We start from the raw sequence: 17,375 nt of genomic DNA, 5'->3' as shown, positions 1-17,375 counted from the left end.
CCATATAACCTCTCATAAATTCTCAATACCCTTTTATACCATAGTTGAAAGATGGATACCCGCCATCTTTCTTTTTTTATTTCTTTATAAATATATTACTTAAAGTTAGTTTTTAGAAATATTCAAAAAAGTTTTTTAAATAAAATAAATAAAAGCTTCGAAATTTTTTCGAAGCTTTTATTTATACTGCATAATACAATGATACAGTTTTAGTCAAAACGTCTGAATAACTATAAGTTACTGTTCTTTGGGTGTCATTTTCTAATCTTACAACAAAAATACTAGGATGAACACTTTCGATCACTCCATCATTTACAAGTATCTTCCTTCTTCCACCATTGGCTTTTAGTGTTACCTTTTCACCTACATGATTTTCGATGTCTTTTCGTATGTTGGCTAAACTTCTATTACTTTCCATATGACCACCATCTTTCTAATTTTATTATAAAGCTTTTAAGCTTATTTGTCAAATAAATCTAAATATTTTAACATTTTACAATAATATTGTCAATGTAAACTTTTTCTCTTTTTATGCAATTTATCACATCTAATAATTATTATTACACTTTTTCTCACTTTTTATTCATTTATTAAATATATAGTGGGGCAAAGATTTATAAATAAACATACTATAGATTGTAATAATCTATTTATTAGGAGAAAAAAATGGTAATAGGTGACACTGTAGTTAGAAAATCTTACGATAAAGATATAACATTTAGAATAATAGATATAAAAGAGGTTAATGGTAAAACGATTTATATTCTTAAGGGAATTAATATAAGAATAATTGCAGATTCACCAGATTCTGATTTAGAACCTGTTGATGTTGATTTTATTGGAGAAAAAGAAAAGATATTAAATAGTCGTATTAATGAAGCTATAAAAAAAGCTGTTAATACTAGGTCTTCCTCAGCTAATAAAAGTAGTTCTATATTATTACCTAGAGGAAGTAAAAGTCAAAAAAACAATTCTAATAAAGACTTAATGTTTGGTCGACCTGGAAAAATACTTCATATTGATGGAGATAAAGATTACTTAGAAACCTGTTTAAAAGTATATAAACAACTTTCATTAGATGCAGTTGGAAGAGCCATATCTGAAAAGGATCAAGCAGATAAGGTTGTAGATTTAGTAAAAGAAATTAAACCAGATATAGTTGTATTAACTGGACATGACAGCGTTTTAAAAGAAAGTAACGATTACTTAGACTTAAATAATTACAGAAACTCTAGATATTATATTGATGCTGTTAAAGCTCTTAGAAATTACAATTCTAGCTATGATGAGTTAGTTATATTTGCTGGTGCTTGTCAATCATGTTATGAATGCTTATTAGATGCAGGTGCAAATTTTGCTAGTTCTCCAAGCAGAGTTCTAATTCATTGTTTAGACCCTGTATTTATATGTGAAAAGATAGCATACACAACTATTGATTCCGTTGTTTCAATAACAAATATAGTTGAAAATACAATTACAGGAATAAAGGGCATTGGTGGACTTCAAACTCGTGGTAAATATAGAGAAGGATATCCAAAATCACCATTTATATAATATATTTAATTAATTTAAAAGCCGGCTTTTAAAAGCCGACTTTTAAATTGTATTATATTCACTTTTAAAATTGTCTAAAAACTTTAGATACTCATCTTTTTCATTTATTATACTTTCTAACTTACTATCGAAGGTGTTTTGTCCCCAGTTGACCTCATTATAGTAATATCTATTTGCTAATCTCCAATATCTTTGTGGAAACTGTAAATAAGCATATAATACATTGTATTCGCATTCTTTTAATTTAGAAACTTCATTGTAGGAATCTATTATAGCTTTTGCAAATTCCATATTCCATTTATTTCTCTTTAAGACTTTTATCATAAAATTTGAAATATCAAAGGTTCTTATTTCTCTCTTACAATAGTCAAAATCTATTACACTAACAGAATTATCCTTTCCTAGTATAATGTTATGATAAGTATAATCATGATGGCAGAATCCCTTTTCAAGTTCAGCTTCTTCACATAATTTATCATATTCTGATGTTTTTAATGTATTTAAAGCTCTCTTTCCCATTTCTTTATAAAAATCCATTGATTTTAAATACAATAAATCAAAATTGCTTTTTCTATTCTTCTTTCTAATCATATCTCTCATTTTGTCTAATGATTTTATTCTCTTTTCCATAAGACTTGGCCATCTACCTAAATCACTCTTTAATTTAGAATTTTCAGGCGGATCATATCCCTTAGATGCTTCATGAAGCTTTGCTAACGTTGCTGCTGCTATTTTTACTTCATCTATGTTATGAAAATCGCATTCTTTTCCATCTAGCCACTCAGATAGAGTATATAAATCTTCATTTACTAGTGCATATGGCTCACCATCTATGTTTAAAAAATACTTGTCTACAGTATTAAATCCATTATTTATTAAATGTTCTTTAGCTCCATAAACAAATAAAAGTTTTTGTGGCCCATAATTTATTTTTTTAAGACATCTTTCGCCTTTATTAGTTTTTAAATAATAGATACCTTTATTAGCTTTTATTATATCTATTTTTATTTGAAATTGTCTTTCTATTTCAAATTCTCTCATCATATTCCTCACCCCCTCTATATTTATATGTGTATATGAACTGTTTTATTAACATTTTTTATTTATTATAATATAATAAATTATAACTATTTTGAAAGGATTAAATCATGAAAATTGGTATTGATGGAAGAGCCGCAAAATGGTATAGGGGAACCGGTATTGGAACTTATACCTATCAACTTATAACTAATTTAAGCAAATATGATGATTCAAATCAGTATCTTACTTTCATTCCTAAAGGTTCTGATTTAAATCTTAAAGATAACTTTTCTATAGAGTACACACAAGACTCATCTGACAATAACTTTTGGGATAATGTAAAAGTTCCTAATTTATTAGACAACTTTAATATGGAACTATATCACGTTCCTCAAAATGGTGTAGGCCTTTCAGACAATATTAATTGTCCTAAGACTATTACATTACATGATATAATTCCACTAAGAATGCCTGAAACTGTAAGTGATCGTTATTTAAGAATATTTAATAACGAAATGCCAAAAATACTAAGTAATTGTGATGGTATAATAACAGTATCTGAATTTTCTAAGATTGATATAGCTAATGAATTTAACTTTCCACTTGAAAAAATATTTGTTACTCCTTTAGCTGCTGAAGATATTTATAAACCAATAAATAGATCTTATTGTAAAAATTTTATAAAAGATAAATATCGTATTAGTGATAATTTTATATTATACGTTGGAGGATATAGTCCTAGAAAAAATATTATTGGCATCATGGAAGCATTTTCACTATTAAACTATAATTTAAGGAAAGGTTTAAAGATTGTTATTACAGGTAAAAAGGGACTTTCTTATGAACGCTATAAAAATCGTGCCATAGAACTTGGTATAAGTGATTCTGTAGTTTTTACAGATTTTATTCCTCTTGAGGATTTACCTATATTTTATAATGCCTGTGAATTTTTAATTTATCCATCATTTTATGAAGGCTTTGGACTTCCACCATTAGAAGCTATGGCTTGTGGAACACCTGTAATTGCATCTAATGTTACCTCAGTTCCAGAAGTATGTAAAAACTCTGCAATATTAATTGATCCTAATGATGTTGATGAATTATCTTATTCAATGGAAAGAGTATTAACGGATAGTTTTTTAAAACTGACAATGATTGAACGAGGATTATCAAATAGTCGAAAATATTCTTGGAAAAATACCGCTTTAAATACTATACAAGCATATAGAAATATAATTGGTGTTTAATTTAAATATGAAAATTTAATCTACATTTAATAAGAGCTATGCTACTGCATAGCTCTTATTATTTTTTATTTTAAATTTTTATCTATATTTCTTAACAATTCACTTTTAAAAATATCATTTTCTACCTTATCTTTAAATCTACTTAGAAATACCTCATAATCCCATGACTTTTGTTTTAAATAATATCCCTTTGATATATTAATAAAGTCTAATGGATAATTTAACATTGCATATATTACACCTTTTTCTTTATCTGATATTTCTGAAATACTACTATAATCATTTATTATTTTCTGAACTACACTTTTATCATAAGCATAATTTTTTATTGCCTTTATCATAAAATTATATATATCTCTTGCTCTAATATCTATCTTACAGTAGTCAAAATCTATCATATTAACCTTGTCATCATCTATTATAAAATTATGATGAGCTAAATCCAAATGGCATATTACCATATTTTTATTATCATTATAAAGCTCATTATAAGAACTATTAGTTAATAAGTTTATACTCTTATTTAAATCATTTTTTGCTTTAGCAACATTATTTAAAAATAAAGAGTCAAATTCATTTTTATAACTAAACTTACTTATAACTCTTTCAGCTTCAGTAATAAAACATAAATCATTTAAAAACTCATATATTAAGTTTTTAGATTTGTTTAATATAACCTCTTCACTATTTAGCCTTTCTGTTATATTTATTGATGCATTATGAAAATTTGCTAAAGCCTTTGTACACCATTCTACTTCGATTGGATTTGTAAATGTTGCTTCTCTACCATCTATTAAATCTAGTAGTACATAAGACTTGTCCTTCCAATTAGTTATTATATCTCCCTGAGAGTTTGTACAATATCTTAGTATATACTCATCTCTTTCTTTAATTATATTTAAAACCTCATTTATAAAGTTAATTCTATCTATTGAAGAGTCAGTGATTTTTAATATTTTCTTACCTTTGTCTGTAAACAAAACAAATACTTTCCTTAATGGAATAATGTCATAAACTTTAACTCCAAGTTTATTAAAAAACTCTTCGCTCAAATCATAACTACACAATATCCTCTTATCTATATACCTAAATTTATTCATTTCGCTCCTCCATTCATAAAAGCTCAATACCATCTATATTTTGGGCAACATGAATTTGATTTACCCACCCTTCATCACTAAATCTCTCCCTATCTTCTTTTAATTTTAATAAAACCTTAATTGATTCAATTGGATAATTTGATAATATCCTAATATAGTCTATGCTATCTCTATTTAAATTTGATTTATATACAAAATCATTTATTAATTTATTAATATCTTCTTTATATCCTCTTTTCTTTAATCTTTTTATATAATTATAACAATCTTGCTCTATCATATTATAAGAAATATATCTTGTAGTTCTGATCTTAATTGCTAATCCTTCTTTCTTTAAGTTTCCCTCATCTACTCTTCCTAAACATATATCATAATTATTCATACTCCTCATTATTATTTTTAAGTACTCATCTTCATTTAATGCATTTAATGATTTATTAGCCCTATTTAATATTTTATTTCCTTCTTCTACAATAAATAAATCAAAATCACTCTTATTATATTTTTCTTCAAAATACTTTATCATCCTTGAAATTCTTTTAGCTTGAACAATAAATGATTCCATTTCTCTTCCTATAGAACTTTCAATTCTAGGAATCATATTTATTTTTTTTCCTCTTAAAATTCTTTGTACTTCAATTATTAAAGATATCTGACTTTCTGTATCCCAAATATACTTTTTTTTATCTTTCTTTGGAAAATTTTCTTCTCCAACAATAATTCCATTACCATTTAAAAAATCTAGTATATCCAAATAGACTTCACTCCCTTTAATTGAAATACTCTTCTAAAAATTCTTCTCTATAATCAATATCTTCTAAATATTTTTTTATTTTTCCAATGAAAAAATCTTCTCCCCAAGGTTGTTGCTCCCAATAATATTGAAGTCCTACTTGCCAAAACACTTGTGGAAATCTAATAAACTCTTTTATTAACTTTAATTCTTCTTCATATATACTATTAGTCTTGCAGTAGTTATTTAAAATTAAATTTGCCTTTTCTTTACTCCATTTTCCATCCTTCATAGATCTAATTAATAATGATGACACATCATGTAAATGGCTATCTAAAATACAATAATCAAAATCTATTACATTAAATTCTCCATTCTCATCAACTAAAATATTATGATTGGCAAAGTCATGATGACAAAATCCCATTTTCATTACTTCCTTATCCATAATTTTTATATAATTACTTTTTTTAATTCCATCAATTGCTCTTTTTCCTCTTTCTATTTCAGATTCTATGTTGTCTAAGTATAATAAATCAAATTTAGATTTATATGCTTTTTGATATATCCTATTTTTAAAATCTAATATCTCATTACACCTAGTTTCAAAAACCTCTATCCATGAATACCATCCAATTCTAGGCTTCATATTTTTACTTAATATAAATCCACAACTACATTTATGAAGCTCTCCAAGCTTTTTTGATATAGCAGCTAATTCTATTGGATTATTATAATTACTCACTCTAGAAGAAATCCATTCTGTTAAATATGCATAACAATTTTCTAATTTTATATAATCTTGTCCTTGATTATTTTTTAATATCTTGGGAATATTATTGAAACCTCTTCTTTGAAGATGTTTAATAGCAGATAAAATAAAGTAAAAATGTTCAAAATCATATTTAATTATTTTTATTGCATAATTTTTATTTTCTGATTCCAATCTATAACTATTTTTAACTTTTTCAAGTGATTTTACTTTTATATTGTAATTAGATTCTATAGAATTTTTTAAGCTTTCTATATCCATGATTATCTCCTAAACCTTTATTTTATTCATTATATGAATTTATATATTTCGTTGTGTTTACTATCACATAAATTACTTATTTATAATATTTATAATATTATAGGTTTTTAGGAGGCGTTATTCTTTGAAAATTTCGATAGATGCTAGGGGTATTAATTTATATAAAGGATCAGGTATTGGTACTTATACTGAAAATCTTCTTAGAGAACTTCTTAATATAGATACTAAAAATAATTATTCAATTTTTTGGACAGGAGAAAATTACGAAAACTATAAGAAAGATAATTCAAAAATAATTTTTACTTCAAAAAAGCATGGTGGTTTTTACGAAAATTATTATTATCCAAGTTATATAAAAGAAAATAACATAGATATTCATCACTTGCCTCAAAATGGTATTGGATTTAATGAATTTTATACATCACCTGTAGTAATAACTATTCATGATTTAATTCCTTATGTATTGCCTGAAACAGTAGGAAGAGGATATTTAGAAAAATTTTTAAAGGATATGCCTTTGATAGTACATGATTCTAAAGCAATATTAACAGTTTCTGAATACTCTAAAAAAGATATAATTAAATTTTTCCCATTTGTTAATGAAGAAAAAATATTTGTAACTCCTTTAGCTGCTAATAAAAGCTATAAGCCACTAAATAAGAATAACTGTATTGAATATATAAGAAATAAATATAATATTGATTCACCATTTATATTATATATAGGAGGATTTAGCACAAGGAAAAATGTTAGGGAACTTATCATAGCTTTTAATAAAATTCAAAAATCATTAAAAAAAGATTATAAGTTAGTTTTATGTGGTCCAGTAAAAGATGAAGGTATTAAATTAAAAGAATTATGCAAAGAGCTTTTAATAGATGATAAAGTTATATTTACAGGATTTATACCAGATGATGAATTGCCTTTATTTTATAATGCTGCTAAGATCTTTATTTATCCATCTTTATATGAAGGCTTTGGACTTCCACCACTTGAAGCTATGAGCTGCAAAACACCTGTAATTACTTCTAATTTAACATCTATTCCAGAGGTAACTAATGACTGCGCTATATTAATAAATCCTTTTGATAAAGATGAATTAGCCTCTTCAATTCTTACTTTATTAAACTCAGATTCTTTACTACAGGAATATAGTGAAAAGGGCTATAATAATAGTTTAAATTTCACATGGAAAAATACTGCTACTATTACCTTAAAGGCTTATGAATATGCCTTTAAAGATATAAATAAATAAAAAAAGCCATATAATATTGAATTAAAAACTTTCAATATTATATGGCTTAATTTTATTATATAAAGTCTTTATTAATAAGCTATATAAAATTTTACTTTAATTTGTTGTAGTTATTGTATAAGTTAAGTTTATAGTAGTATTCTTAGTCTTTCCATCTCTTATAAACTCAACATTCATACTATCTCCCTCTTCTTTAGAGTTTTTAATTTCTTGCAACTCTTCAAAAGTCTTAATTCTTTTTCCATCAACTTTAACTATTAAATCTCCACCTCTTAAACCTGACTTCTCTGCTGGTGAAAATTCATTAACTTCAACAATATAAAGTCCTTCTTCCATATTTAATTGTTTAGACATAGCCTCATCTATAACCCTTATTGATACTCCTAGGTTTAATATAGGTTTTGATAATGAATCAATTTTTTCCTTTACGTCATTAATAGGAATTGCAAATCCAATACCTTCTGCTCCATTACTTGCCTTTAATGTATTTATACCAATAACTTCACCTTTAGTATTTATTAATGGACCACCACTATTGCCTGAATTAATAGCTGCATCTGTTTGTATTAAATTTGTATTAACTCCTGATTGAGTTTCAACACTTCTATTTAATGCACTTACAATTCCCTTTGTTAATGTAGATGATAACTCTTTAGATAAAGGATTACCAATTGCAACCACCTCTTCACCTGGTTGTAATGCATCAGAATTACCTAGTTCTACAACACCAGGAACTTCTACATTTCCATTTAATTTTATCATTGCTATATCTTTATCCGAATCATAATTTACAACTGAAGCTGTAACTTCTTGACCATCACTTAATGTTACAGTAACTTCTTTTGCTCCATTTATAACATGATAATTTGTTAAAATGTAACCGTCAGTATTTATTATAAAACCTGATCCCATTCCTTCAGTTTCTTGTTGGAACCAGCCATTTACACTTTGAATTGATTTTGTAGATATCATAACTACTGCTGGAGCTACCTTCTTGTATATATCAGCTGCTGATAATGCTGTATTATCTTTTCCAAATGAAACTGGGTCAGCAACTATATTATTAGAAGCTTTATTTAATGGAACATTCTTATTTGCTAAATAATAGGTAATTCCAGAACCAACTCCCCCTCCGCATAAAGAGCAAATAAGAGCTAGTGCTATATACTTAGCCATTCCACCCTTCCTTTTTCTATTGTTTCCCTTTTTTATCTCTTCATTAAATGTATATCTTGTTTCATTTTCTCCACTTAATTGTGCTTCGCTATAAGCTGCATCATAAATATTCTCATTATCCATGTATATTACTCCTTTTTCTCTCTCATTTATTCTATACTTATAATATAACCAGTCAATGTGTCAAATATATGACAATAAAAAATACTTAATAAAAAGAAGCTATACTATATTGAAATTTCTTAACTCAATATAGTATAGCTTCTTTTTTATTATACTTCTATGTTATAAGTTAAATAAAAAATTATTTTAATATAGCTAACCTTTAATTATTTTTTTGCTCATCCATAAATTTTAATTTTTTAACAGTTTGCCTTATGGCCGTTAATACATTTTCCTTATCATTTAAAGCTAAAAAATCCTTATCACAAGTAGTTGTAAATACTGTAGTTAAATCTTCGCTTCCTAAACTTCTTAATGGATCATTTTGCTTTTTAGTAAGTAAATAATATGGAATATCATTAAATACACCATCAACTTGACTATTACTTTTCCCATTAAGAACATTATTTAATTCATGATATACTGCATTTGTATAATCCGATTTAGTTCTAAGCGTTAAAAATTCATCTAAATTGCTATCTAAAAGCCCAGATTCATAATCATCTAAACTTACATCTAAATTTAGCTTGTCCAGAAGCATTGTTAATCCAAATTTTGATCCAATTCTTTCGATATTTCTTCTAAGCTTAGTAATAATTTGGCTTCTTTTATATTCCTTAGTTTGAACTTCCTTTTCATTAATTGGATTTATCATTATAGCAGCTTCAACAGAATCCTTAAATTGTTTTGCAAAACTTGTTAAAACAAGAGAACCATAACCTTCTCCAACTAATATATACGGTCCTGATAATCCTGCTTTTCTTAATAATATTTTTAAGTCCCTAGCTTGTTCTTCTGGTGTTCTTCCTGATGCTCCATCACTAAAACCATAGCCCTGTCTGTTATAAACAAAAGTTCTAACATTATCTTTTTCTTTTAATTCTTCAATTATAGGAGTCCATCCCTCTAAGGTAGAACCAATATCCCCATCAAAAATAATAGTGTAGTTACCCTCCCCCTCAATTCTATAATCTAACCTTAAATCATCTACAGTTGTATAATTAACTCTTTTTTTTAGCTTTTCTCCATCAACAAAGTTAACTATACTTTGAGTAACAAATCCAATAACTATTATTGTGACAATTATCCCAGAAATTAATTTAAACTTATCCTTAGGACTTCTTTGCCTCCTCATATTCACTGAACGTACTCCATTTGAATACGGCAAAAACTTCATTTTATTTCTCTCCCCATACTTTTATATACAATAAATATTATCTAAAATATTAAAGTTACATAAACTTATTTTATTCAAATATTAATTATATATTAATAATTTAATTTTAAATTAGGTTTTGCATTTAAATTTAAATCACTAACTTTTCCGTTAACAAAATTAAAGTATGCTGCACTTCCAATCATAGCCGCATTATCAGTACATAAAATTGGTGCTGGAAATAATACTTCTATTCCTCTTTTTGAAGCGTCTTTAATAAGAGTTGCTCTTAAGCTTGAATTAGACGCAACTCCACCTGCTATAGCAATAGTTTTTACCTTTCTTTTTTTACAAGTTAATAATACATTTTCCTTTAACACATCAATAACTGCATATTGAAATGATGCTGCAACATCAGCCTTATTTACTTCAATATTTTGCATTTTGCACTTATTTAAATAATTTAATACGGCTGATTTTACTCCACTAAATGAAAAATCTAAAGTTTCTTCATGGAAATTAGCTTTTGGAAATTGGATTGCTCTTGGGTTTCCTTCCTTTGCTAATTTATCAATCTTAGGTCCTCCAGGATATCCAAGTCCTAAAGCTCTTGCAACCTTATCATAAGCTTCTCCAGCTGCATCATCCCTTGTTTGACCTATTACCTCATATTCTCCGTAATCTTTAACATGTACTATAAAAGTATGACCACCAGATACCACTAAAGATACAAAAGGTGGTTTTAATTCTTTATGTTGTATATAATTAGCACAAATATGCCCTTCAATATGATTTACTCCTATTAAAGGTTTTTTAGTAGCAAAAGATAGCCCCTTTGCAAATTGTAGCCCAACTAGTAATGCTCCTACTAATCCTGGACCATATGTAACACCAATTGCATCAATTTTATCTAAAGTAACATTAGCTTCCTCAAGAGCTTCTTGCACAACACCGCTAATAGCTTCAATATGCATTCTTGAAGCTACCTCTGGTACTACTCCACCATATTTTTTATGAGTATCTATTTGAGATGCAATTACATTAGATAATACTTCTCTTCCATCAACAACAACTGCTGCTGAAGTTTCATCACAACTTGATTCTATAGCTAAAATATATTTATTTTCCATTTACTTTTTTACCTCTTCTTTTTACTAAATAACACCAAAATGTATTATAACGTAATAATAAAACATAATCAAACTATTACTTGTTAATATAAATTTACTCATGTATAGTTTAAATGTAATAAAATTTTTAATTTATATTATGTTCTTATGAGTATTATATACTTTTAAAAAATTTTATTCATTATTTTTTGTTTCATTTTATGGATTTTTAAGGATTCTTAAAGATTTCTTAATAATTTTTTTGCAAGTTTAATTATTATTTATAATTATTGCCATTATTATTTTATCTTATATCATTTTATTTTTAATATAATTGGGGGAAAACATATGAACTCTTATGCAAAAGTAATAGTTTTAGGCTCACCTATAACTAAATCAAATTTTAAATTACATAATAAAAATGGAAGAGCAATATTGCCTTATAATACGGGAAAATCCCATGATAAGTACGCTTTATATGAAGAAGAAATAGCTTATCATGCAAGAAATCAAAATCCCGATATAATATTTTATGAATCACTTATTGCAGTATTAAAAGTATATTATAAAAGCGAAAAAAGACATCCTGATACAGCTAATATAACAAAAAGTATATTTGATGGTATTGAAAAAAGCGGATTAATAGTTAATGATGCACAAATTAGAAAAATAATAGTTGAAGAATTTTATGATAAAGAAAATCCTAGATTTGAATTAGAACTATTTGGAGAAAGTGATTTTTCAGTTTCATATTCAATTAATAAAAAAGAATCTTCTAGTGAAAAAATGTTATATTCTTCATTGAAAAAATCTAACAACTCAACTATAAAACCTTTAAAAGAAAAAAAAGAAATTAAAAATAACGATAATTATGTTGAACCAATAGAAAAATGCTCCATTTGTAATAATATTTTAAAAGATAATAATTATATAAAAGCTGATAAGGGAAAAACTCTTATTTGTAAAAATTGTTTTAATAAATTATTTTAAGGAGGTTGTTATGGAAAATAAATATGTATTTTTAGGAGATAGCTTAATATTTGGATATGGTGTCAAGCCTAAAGATAATTGGGTTAATAAATTAAAAGTAAATTATAATTTAAATATAAACAATAAAGGGATTAATGGAAGTACCTCTACTGATATGCTTTTTAGATTTCAAAACGATGTTGTTGAAGCTTCTCCTAACATCTTATTTTTAATGGCTGGAACAAATGACTTGCTTTCTAATAGATCTGTAAACTCTATTATTAAAAATATTGAAATAATGCTGAAAGAAGCATTATCAAATAATATAAAAACATACATAGGAATTCCTCCTAATATTATTCCTGAAATGGCAAACAAGCTTTTTATGAAATGTGACACGTATGACTACTGTAAAGAAAATTTAATCTTATTACGCAAAGAATTATTAAATCTATGCAAATTATATTCCATAAACTATATAGATTTTTATTCAATAACAGAAAATACAAATAAAATATCAAATTTATATCTTGATGGAATTCACTTTAATCCTCAAGGTCAAGAACTATTATTTGAAACAGCAAAAAAATACTTTAACTAAATTGTAAAACAATTTAGTTAAAGTATTTTTAATTTATATTAAATATTCAGCTACTTGCTTTCCTACTTTAAATCCATTTTCACCACTTTTAAAAATTTCCTTAATTCCCTTTTCCATAGTTCCTGTTATAAAAACACCTTCAACAGAAGTTCTATTATCCTCACTATAAATTTTATCTCCATCAACCATAAGACTCATTTTTTTTATAAAATCATTATCTGGCAAATAACCTACAGATAAAATTAAAGAATCACACTCAATTGAAGTAATTTCTTCTGTTTCAACATTTTTAATTTTAGCTAAAGCAACTCTTTCTTCTCCTTCAATTTCAATAACTTCGCTTGTATGAATTATAGGAATATTAAATCCATTAATAATATCTAATTCATCTCTATTAAAGCATTTTCTTTCAGTAACTATTCCCCTTATATTATCGCCTTCAATTACTAATCTTCTAGCTAATATAAGAGTCCAAATATCATCTCCTATCATTATAATTTCTTTTCCTGGAAGATAACCACTATAGTTTACTAACCTATGTGCAGAACCAGTAGTAAAAATTCCCGTAAACTTATGAATTGGTATCATAATATTTCCTGTATACTTTTCTCTACATCCTGCTGCTAAAACTATTGCTTTTGCTTCAATTTCTTGTATTCCATCAATTGGATTAACATACGTTACAACTTTATCTCTATTTATTTCAAGAACTCTAGTATTAACTTTATATTCTCCACCTAATGATTTATAGTCCTTTATTAAAATACTGCTAAGCTCTGGACCAGTAACAACATTATTTAAATAATATTCTCCAAATCCATTATTAATAAATAAATTTAAATTTCCACCTAAAACATCTTCTTTTTCTAAAACTAAAACATTTTTAACTCCAGACTTTAAAGCTGAAATTCCAGCTGAAAGCCCTGAAGCACCTGCCCCAACTATAATTAAGTCATATTTATTCATTTTTTGACCCCTCTCCAGCAATGGAAAGTTCCTTTACCAAAATACTTGGACTACCTACGCTACTCATAGGAAACTTTAAATCATTTCCTATTTCCTCAATATCACTTAATAAAGTAAAGAAGTTTCCTGCTACTGTTATTTGTTCTACTGGCTTAGATTTAACTCCATTTTCTACATAAAAACCCTTTGCGGCTAAAGAAAAATCCCCTGTTATAGAATTTGCCCCAGAATGTAAACCTGCAAAATCAGTAATTATTAATCCCTTATCTATTTTTTTAGTCATATCTTCTAGTGAACTAACACCTGGTTCTATATACATATTTGTTGGAGACACTGAAATAGCTGAAGCATAAGAAGACTTAAATCCATTACCCGTTGACTTAATTCCTGCCTTATTAGCCGTTTTTAAATTATGAAGTAAACTCTCTAGTTTACCATTCTTTATCAAATAAGTTTTTGTTGTTGCTACTCCTTCATCATCAAATCCAACTGATGCTAAACCATCTTTTAAATGTGGGTCATCAACTAAATTTACTATACTTGAAGCAATAACTTTACCTTCTTTTCCCTTTAATAAACTTAAACCTTTTTGAACCGAATCTCCACTAAATACCCCTGCAAATGTAGAAATAATAGATACCATTGCATCACTATTTATAATTACTTTATAATTACCTGATGGTATTGAAGCTCCTCCAATTTTACTTAAAGCTTCATCTACCCCCATTTTAGCAATTTTAAATGTATCAACTTCATCTAATGATTTTGCAACTGTATATCCAAAGCCATCATACATATTCTCTCCATCTTTTACAATTGGAACAACATAAGCAGTTAAAATATTAGACTTATTGTGTAAATTTAACCCCTTAGAATTTATAATTCCATATTCTCCTGAACTATAAGACACAGAGCATCCACTAAAGCTTTCTACCTTATTTGAATATTTTTTAGCCTCTGACTCCATATCTAATGCAATTTTTATTAATTTATTCGCTGGGATATTTTCTAAGTCCTTATAGTAAGTATTAATGTCTTTATATTCCTTATCGCCATCATAAATAAATTGTATATCTTCACTTTCAATAGCTAGAACATTTTCCTTTGCTTTATTTATAAGCATATCTATAGCATCTTCATCTAAGATTTCTGTATAAGAATAACCTATTCTATCTCCTAACTTACCCCTAAAAGACAATCCAGCTGAATTATTAAGATTACATTTTTCAACTTCGCTTTTATATACACTTATGCTTAAGCTCTCTCTATCTACATAATAAACTTCATATTCTGAAAATCCAGCTTTCTTAGCTTTTTTAAATAACCCTTTTACAAATAAATCTAATTCCATAATCTCCCCTCCTATCTTCCACCAACAGTAATTTCTTTTACTCTAATCATAGGTTGACCTACATTTGTTGCAATGCTTCCTGATGATGATCCACACATACCTTGTCCTTGTGTCATATTATTTCCAACCATATCTATATCCATTAATATTTCGCTACCTTTTCCAATCAAGCTTGCTCCTCTAACAGGTTCTTGAATAACACCATTTTTAACTAAATACCCCTCAGATACTGCAAAGTTAAATTCTCCAGTAACAGGATTAACAGAACCGCCACCCATTTTTTTAGCATATAATCCATCACTAATAGATTTAATTATGTCCTCTGGATTATCATCTCCATTTGCTATATAAGTATTAGTCATCCTAGAAGTAGGAGCAAATTTATAACTTTGCCTTCTTCCACTACCCGTTGGAGACATTCCCATTCTACGACCATTTAATTTATCAATCATATAAGATTTTAATATCCCATTTTCTATAAGAATATTTTTTTGAGTTTTATTCCCCTCATCATCTATATTTAATGATCCCCAAGCATTTGGAATAGTTCCATCATCAATTGCCGTTACTTTTGTAGAAGCTATTTGTTGTCCTAATTTTCCTGTAAATACAGAATTACCTTTAGCTACAGCAGTTGCTTCTAATGAATGTCCACATGCCTCATGGAATATAACACCACCAAATCCATTATCAATAGCAACTGTCATCCTTCCTGCTGGACAATTCTTTGCATGCAACATTGTATATGCTTGTTTTGCTGCTGATTTTCCATAATACTCAGGATCAATTTCCTTAAACATCTCAAATCCCATATGTCTACCTGGCCCTTCAAAACCTGTTTGATTTTCCCCATTAGCAGAAGCAATAGCATTTATAGTAAGCCTTGTTCTTATTCTCTTATCTTCAACATATAATCCATCTGTATTTGCAATTAAAACATTTTGCTCTTTATCAACATATCCAACTCCAACTTGAACTATTTCATCATGATAATTCTTTGCAGAATCATAAGCAATTTTCATAATACCAATTTTTTTATTAAGGTTAATTGAGGATGGTGTAAGTAATATTGGATTAAAGCTATTTACTTGTGTTTCATTTAAAACTATAATTTTATCTTCCTTTAATTCACCTAAAGCAAGAGCTGCCTTTTGAGCAACGTTTAAAAGTGAGGTTAAACTATTATTATTTGTATAAGCATATACACTTTTTAATCCTTTAAATATTCTAATTCCTATTCCATAAGTTCTCCCACCTAAGGAATTCTCAACCTTTCCATTTAATATACTAATTGAATTATTTAAAGCATCTTCTTCAAATATTTCTGCAAAATCTCCACCAGTTATTAAACACCTCCCAAGAACTCTCTCTGCAACTTCACGAGATAACATAATCATTCCTCCTTTTTTATCTATATTAAAATATTATTCTAAATTTCCTTTAACTATATTTAATTATATATCATATCTTCTATTATTTACTATAAATTTATACTTAAGTTATTTGGCTAATAAGATAATCTTACCAATTTCATTATAATTTAAAATCAAAAGCATAAAATATAATATTTTAAATTTAAATATATAAATTTAAAAATTAATTTATGTATAAGCAGATAAATTAAAAGTTTTATATTATTTTTAATAAAAAAGTGAAGTTGGCTTATGCTAACTTCACTCCATATATAAATTGATTCTATTATATATTAACTTTTTAATATTTTTCAATCAACAATACTTTAATTATATAAATATAACTACTTTTCAATATATAAGTATAGGCTTATCAAAATTAAACCCTATAAGTTAATAGTTTTAAAATTTAACTTCAAAACATTTATCTATTTAAATATAAAAAAATAAAGCTAGAATTTAATTCTAGCTTTATTTGGCTCCGCGAAGAGGACTCGAACCTCCAGCCTATCGGTTAACAGCCGAGTGCTC

16 protein-coding genes are annotated in these 17,375 nt (G+C 26.8%); 5 read left to right on the top strand and 11 right to left on the bottom strand.

The annotated features are described in order from the left end of the window. Nucleotides 1-181: 181 nt before the first annotated feature. Nucleotides 182-418, bottom strand: a complete 237-nt coding sequence (locus QZ321_RS11170) for a Veg family protein (RefSeq protein ID WP_291740109.1) — start codon at nt 416-418, stop codon at nt 182-184. 248 nt (nt 419-666) lie between these two features. Between QZ321_RS11170 and yabG the strand changes: the two genes are divergently transcribed. Next, a complete protein-coding gene (gene yabG / locus QZ321_RS11165; RefSeq protein WP_291748197.1) occupies nt 667-1,554 on the top strand; it encodes a sporulation peptidase YabG in 888 nt (295 codons plus the stop codon). A 42-nt stretch (nt 1,555-1,596) separates the two neighbouring features. Here the strand turns inward: yabG and QZ321_RS11160 are convergent, their stop codons facing one another. Beyond that, on the bottom strand, nt 1,597-2,598 hold the full coding sequence (locus QZ321_RS11160; protein WP_291740107.1) for a CotS family spore coat protein: 1,002 nt from the start codon (nt 2,596-2,598) through the stop codon (nt 1,597-1,599). Between the two features lie 104 nt (nt 2,599-2,702). Here QZ321_RS11160 and QZ321_RS11155 point away from each other — a divergent pair, with 104 nt between their 5' ends. After that, nucleotides 2,703-3,821, top strand: a complete 1,119-nt coding sequence (locus tag QZ321_RS11155; RefSeq protein WP_291748200.1) for a glycosyltransferase family 1 protein — start codon at nt 2,703-2,705, stop codon at nt 3,819-3,821. A gap of 65 nt (nt 3,822-3,886) precedes the next feature. Here the strand turns inward: QZ321_RS11155 and QZ321_RS11150 are convergent, their stop codons facing one another. Genes QZ321_RS11150 through QZ321_RS11140 form a run of 3 tightly spaced genes read right to left on the bottom strand, consistent with a single transcriptional unit; the run spans nt 3,887 to nt 6,687 of the window. Next, complete coding sequence (locus tag QZ321_RS11150) at nt 3,887-4,921, bottom strand: CotS family spore coat protein (RefSeq protein WP_291741534.1); 1,035 nt, start codon at nt 4,919-4,921, stop codon at nt 3,887-3,889. Between the two features lie 13 nt (nt 4,922-4,934). After that, complete coding sequence (locus tag QZ321_RS11145; protein ID WP_291741531.1) at nt 4,935-5,675, bottom strand: hypothetical protein; 741 nt, start codon at nt 5,673-5,675, stop codon at nt 4,935-4,937. Between the two features lie 16 nt (nt 5,676-5,691). After that, nucleotides 5,692-6,687: a CotS family spore coat protein gene (locus QZ321_RS11140; protein WP_291748203.1), complete on the bottom strand. Its 996-nt coding sequence runs from the start codon at nt 6,685-6,687 to the stop codon at nt 5,692-5,694. Nucleotides 6,688-6,811: 124 nt separating this feature from the next. Here QZ321_RS11140 and QZ321_RS11135 point away from each other — a divergent pair, with 124 nt between their 5' ends. Beyond that, complete coding sequence (locus tag QZ321_RS11135; protein ID WP_291741526.1) at nt 6,812-7,942, top strand: glycosyltransferase family 1 protein; 1,131 nt, start codon at nt 6,812-6,814, stop codon at nt 7,940-7,942. Nucleotides 7,943-8,038: 96 nt separating this feature from the next. Here QZ321_RS11135 and QZ321_RS11130 read toward each other — a convergent pair whose 3' ends face one another. The 3 genes from QZ321_RS11130 to tsaD form a co-directional block, all read right to left on the bottom strand. Further along, a complete protein-coding gene (locus QZ321_RS11130; protein WP_294196843.1) occupies nt 8,039-9,241 on the bottom strand; it encodes a trypsin-like peptidase domain-containing protein in 1,203 nt (400 codons plus the stop codon). A gap of 202 nt (nt 9,242-9,443) precedes the next feature. Beyond that, nucleotides 9,444-10,457 carry an alpha/beta hydrolase gene (locus QZ321_RS11125; RefSeq protein ID WP_291748210.1) on the bottom strand — a complete coding sequence of 338 codons (1,014 nt, stop codon included), beginning with the start codon at nt 10,455-10,457 and terminating at the stop codon, nt 9,444-9,446. A 92-nt stretch (nt 10,458-10,549) separates the two neighbouring features. Next, nucleotides 10,550-11,566, bottom strand: a complete 1,017-nt coding sequence (gene tsaD / locus QZ321_RS11120) for a tRNA (adenosine(37)-N6)-threonylcarbamoyltransferase complex transferase subunit TsaD (RefSeq protein WP_291741517.1) — start codon at nt 11,564-11,566, stop codon at nt 10,550-10,552. 327 nt (nt 11,567-11,893) lie between these two features. Here tsaD and QZ321_RS11115 point away from each other — a divergent pair, with 327 nt between their 5' ends. Next, the gene (locus QZ321_RS11115) at nt 11,894-12,535 is read left to right on the top strand and encodes a RusA family crossover junction endodeoxyribonuclease (protein ID WP_291748212.1); all 642 of its coding nucleotides are present in this window, start codon (nt 11,894-11,896) and stop codon (nt 12,533-12,535) included. A 10-nt stretch (nt 12,536-12,545) separates the two neighbouring features. Continuing rightward, the gene (locus QZ321_RS11110) at nt 12,546-13,115 is read left to right on the top strand and encodes a GDSL-type esterase/lipase family protein (RefSeq protein WP_291748214.1); all 570 of its coding nucleotides are present in this window, start codon (nt 12,546-12,548) and stop codon (nt 13,113-13,115) included. 33 nt (nt 13,116-13,148) lie between these two features. On the opposite strand, the gene QZ321_RS11105 is transcribed toward QZ321_RS11110, so the two are convergent. From QZ321_RS11105 to QZ321_RS11095, 3 genes are read right to left on the bottom strand one after another with little or no spacing between them, the layout of a single operon-like run. Then, the gene (locus QZ321_RS11105; RefSeq protein ID WP_291748217.1) at nt 13,149-14,081 is read right to left on the bottom strand and encodes an NAD(P)/FAD-dependent oxidoreductase; all 933 of its coding nucleotides are present in this window, start codon (nt 14,079-14,081) and stop codon (nt 13,149-13,151) included. Then, on the bottom strand, nt 14,074-15,432 hold the full coding sequence (locus QZ321_RS11100) for a TldD/PmbA family protein (protein WP_291748219.1): 1,359 nt from the start codon (nt 15,430-15,432) through the stop codon (nt 14,074-14,076). The genes QZ321_RS11105 and QZ321_RS11100 overlap by 8 nt, the downstream gene beginning before the upstream one ends. Before the next feature lie 11 nt (nt 15,433-15,443). Further along, on the bottom strand, nt 15,444-16,823 hold the full coding sequence (locus QZ321_RS11095) for a TldD/PmbA family protein (RefSeq protein WP_291748222.1): 1,380 nt from the start codon (nt 16,821-16,823) through the stop codon (nt 15,444-15,446). Nucleotides 16,824-17,375 lie beyond the last annotated feature (552 nt).

This window comes from uncultured Clostridium sp. (assembly GCF_910588715.1).
Lineage (GTDB): Bacteria > Bacillota > Clostridia > Clostridiales > Clostridiaceae > Clostridium.
Note: the sequence above shows the minus strand (reverse complement) of the source record. Positions and strands in the feature narration are given on the sequence as shown.

Excerpts from the sequence above, each read along its gene's own strand:
- QZ321_RS11155 (WP_291748200.1), top strand. The coding sequence starts at position 2,703 with ATGAAAATTGGTATTGATGGAAGAGCCGCAAAATGGTATAGGGGAACC.
- QZ321_RS11095 (WP_291748222.1), bottom strand. The coding sequence starts at position 16,823 with ATGTTATCTCGTGAAGTTGCAGAGAGAGTTCTTGGGAGGTGTTTAATA.
- tsaD (WP_291741517.1), bottom strand. The coding sequence starts at position 11,566 with ATGGAAAATAAATATATTTTAGCTATAGAATCAAGTTGTGATGAAACT.
- QZ321_RS11100 (WP_291748219.1), bottom strand. The coding sequence starts at position 15,432 with ATGGAATTAGATTTATTTGTAAAAGGGTTATTTAAAAAAGCTAAGAAA.
- QZ321_RS11130 (WP_294196843.1), bottom strand. The coding sequence starts at position 9,241 with ATGGATAATGAGAATATTTATGATGCAGCTTATAGCGAAGCACAATTA.
- QZ321_RS11150 (WP_291741534.1), bottom strand. The coding sequence starts at position 4,921 with ATGAATAAATTTAGGTATATAGATAAGAGGATATTGTGTAGTTATGAT.
- QZ321_RS11110 (WP_291748214.1), top strand. The coding sequence starts at position 12,546 with ATGGAAAATAAATATGTATTTTTAGGAGATAGCTTAATATTTGGATAT.
- yabG (WP_291748197.1), top strand. The coding sequence starts at position 667 with ATGGTAATAGGTGACACTGTAGTTAGAAAATCTTACGATAAAGATATA.
- QZ321_RS11105 (WP_291748217.1), bottom strand. The coding sequence starts at position 14,081 with ATGAATAAATATGACTTAATTATAGTTGGGGCAGGTGCTTCAGGGCTT.
- QZ321_RS11125 (WP_291748210.1), bottom strand. The coding sequence starts at position 10,457 with ATGAAGTTTTTGCCGTATTCAAATGGAGTACGTTCAGTGAATATGAGG.
- QZ321_RS11160 (WP_291740107.1), bottom strand. The coding sequence starts at position 2,598 with ATGATGAGAGAATTTGAAATAGAAAGACAATTTCAAATAAAAATAGAT.
- QZ321_RS11115 (WP_291748212.1), top strand. The coding sequence starts at position 11,894 with ATGAACTCTTATGCAAAAGTAATAGTTTTAGGCTCACCTATAACTAAA.
- QZ321_RS11170 (WP_291740109.1), bottom strand. The coding sequence starts at position 418 with ATGGAAAGTAATAGAAGTTTAGCCAACATACGAAAAGACATCGAAAAT.
- QZ321_RS11140 (WP_291748203.1), bottom strand. The coding sequence starts at position 6,687 with ATGGATATAGAAAGCTTAAAAAATTCTATAGAATCTAATTACAATATA.